Origin of the sequence: Noviherbaspirillum sp. Root189 (assembly GCF_001428545.1) — a bacterium.
GTDB lineage: Bacteria > Pseudomonadota > Gammaproteobacteria > Burkholderiales > Burkholderiaceae_D > Noviherbaspirillum.
In genome coordinates, this window is sequence record NZ_LMHZ01000079.1 from 1 (window position 1) to 1,817 (window position 1,817).

3 protein-coding genes and 1 pseudogene are annotated in these 1,817 nt (G+C 55.2%); 1 reads left to right on the forward strand and 3 read right to left on the reverse strand.

The features are described from left to right. Positions 1-152, forward strand: a pseudogene (locus ASE07_RS29235) (IS630 family transposase); the annotation flags it as partial. Positions 153-377: 225 nt separating this feature from the next. Here ASE07_RS29235 and ASE07_RS27150 read toward each other — a convergent pair. From ASE07_RS27150 to ASE07_RS27160, 3 genes are all read right to left on the reverse strand, one after another. Continuing rightward, on the reverse strand, positions 378-710 hold the full coding sequence (locus ASE07_RS27150) for a hypothetical protein (RefSeq protein WP_057293947.1): 333 nt from the start codon (positions 708-710) through the stop codon (positions 378-380). Positions 711-726: 16 nt separating this feature from the next. Further along, a complete protein-coding gene (locus ASE07_RS27155) occupies positions 727-1,557 on the reverse strand; it encodes an alpha/beta fold hydrolase (protein WP_057293948.1) in 831 nt (276 codons plus the stop codon). A gap of 142 nt (positions 1,558-1,699) precedes the next feature. After that, positions 1,700-1,817, reverse strand: a 118-nt coding sequence (locus ASE07_RS27160) for a tautomerase family protein (RefSeq protein WP_200961034.1), incomplete at its 5' end; no start/stop codon positions are given.

Below are 1,817 nucleotides of genomic sequence, written 5' to 3' on the forward strand. Positions count from 1 at the left end.
CCAAGCGCACCGGTGTCGCACGCCGGCCACTGCAAGCAGGGGAAAAACTCGAAGAGCGCGTGACTGCCCAGCTCACCGATATTGCAAACAGGCCCTCATTGGTACGCTCGTTCTTCAAACACCCAAGTGTCGCCTATATTTCTGACTCATGATTAAAGAAGGCGGTGATTCGTCATTTGCGCAAGATTAGCAAATCACCTGATCGTGTGAAGAAATACTTCCAGCACGACCCCGTCAAGTATGCCTCATGAACTATGCTTAATTAGACAAACCGATGNGGTGATTCGTCATTTGCGCAAGATTAGCAAATCACCTGATCGTGTGAAGAAATACTTCCAGCACGACCCCGTCAAGTATGCCTCATGAACTATGCTTAATTAGACAAACCGATGCCGGATCAATAACGGATGGATCAGCGAATCGAACGCGACTTCGCCACTATCCTGGGCCACGCTCATGTCTTCGCTCAGCACACCATAATTTGGTTCATCAATGTTCATTTGTTGGCGCATTGCTGCACTGGTGTAGCCGAGCTTGTATCCGACGGTTGTGCGACCTCGCAGCTTCATCTTTTGTCGAGCGATCTCATATGCATCGGTTTCATCGAGATCCGGATAGCGGGAAGAAAGGGTGTCGATCGGCAGCAGCCCACACTCCGCCTGCCAAAGCGCGCGCGCGAGCTGGTCGATGGTGCTGGTAGGTAGCGACATGGGTCTTTGAAGGAAGTTAAATCGCGGCTTCCGCGAAAAAGTCGCCGACCAGCCGATTAAACCGTGCAGCATGCTCGATCTGTGTCCAATGCCCGCACTGCCCGAAAACGTGCAACTGTGACTTCGCGATCAGCTCGAACAATCGGTAGGAACTCGCCAGTGGAATCACCTTGTCTTCGCGGCCATGGATGATCAGCGTTTGATGCGGCAGTGCCCCGATGCTGGCTTCCGGGCTAGCCAATCCATCCACAGAACGCTGGCGCGGTGCGGGAAACATTTGTGAGAACGCTTCCTGAAAGCCGGGGCGAATGCTTGCCTCATAACGCATGCGCGCCAGCTCATCATTGACCAGCGTGCGATCGTAAGCAAAGATGTCGAGCATGCTGCGCATGGTTTCCAACGATGGCGTATAACCCCAAACCCGGTCTAGTCCTTCCGTGATTGGAAACGATACGCCGGCACTGCCCATCAGCACCAGGCGGCCGACGCGCGTCGGCGCCCGTATAGCCAGCGCTAGCGCCAGGGCGCCACCGAAGGAATTGCCAACCACGTGCGCCTTTTCGATTTTCATTGCATCCATGAAGCCGACTGCATGGTTGACCCAGTTCTCCATGGTGTACTGCACGCCCGGTGGACGTTCGGTATAACCGAATCCGACCATGTCCGGGGCAATGACCCGAAAACGCGATGTGAGCGCCGGTATCGTTAGGCGCCAGTTGGCCCAAGCCGTGACACCGGGGCCGGAACCGTGGATCAGCAGGACTGGCGGTCCCTCTCCCTGATCGTGGTAATTGGTTTGAATGCCATTAGCAGAAATCGATTTGCCGATTTCAAGATTGATTGACATGCTTGTACTCCTCGATGTTGGATTGCGCACCGTGCAGCACGGCGCATTAGCGGCTTGGGGCCCGCAGGTTTGTGCTTCGTACGGCAAGACCAGCGCCGAGCAAGCAAAAACCATGCTGCGCCCGGTCTTGGCGAGTGTTTTATCAGCGTCCTAAATCTTTGACACTGACGCCGGCGATACCCCAGTTTTCCTTGGGCACATCGTGAATCCAGACCCGGACATTCTCCTTGGGTGCGCCCAGCGATTCAACCAGTGCCTGG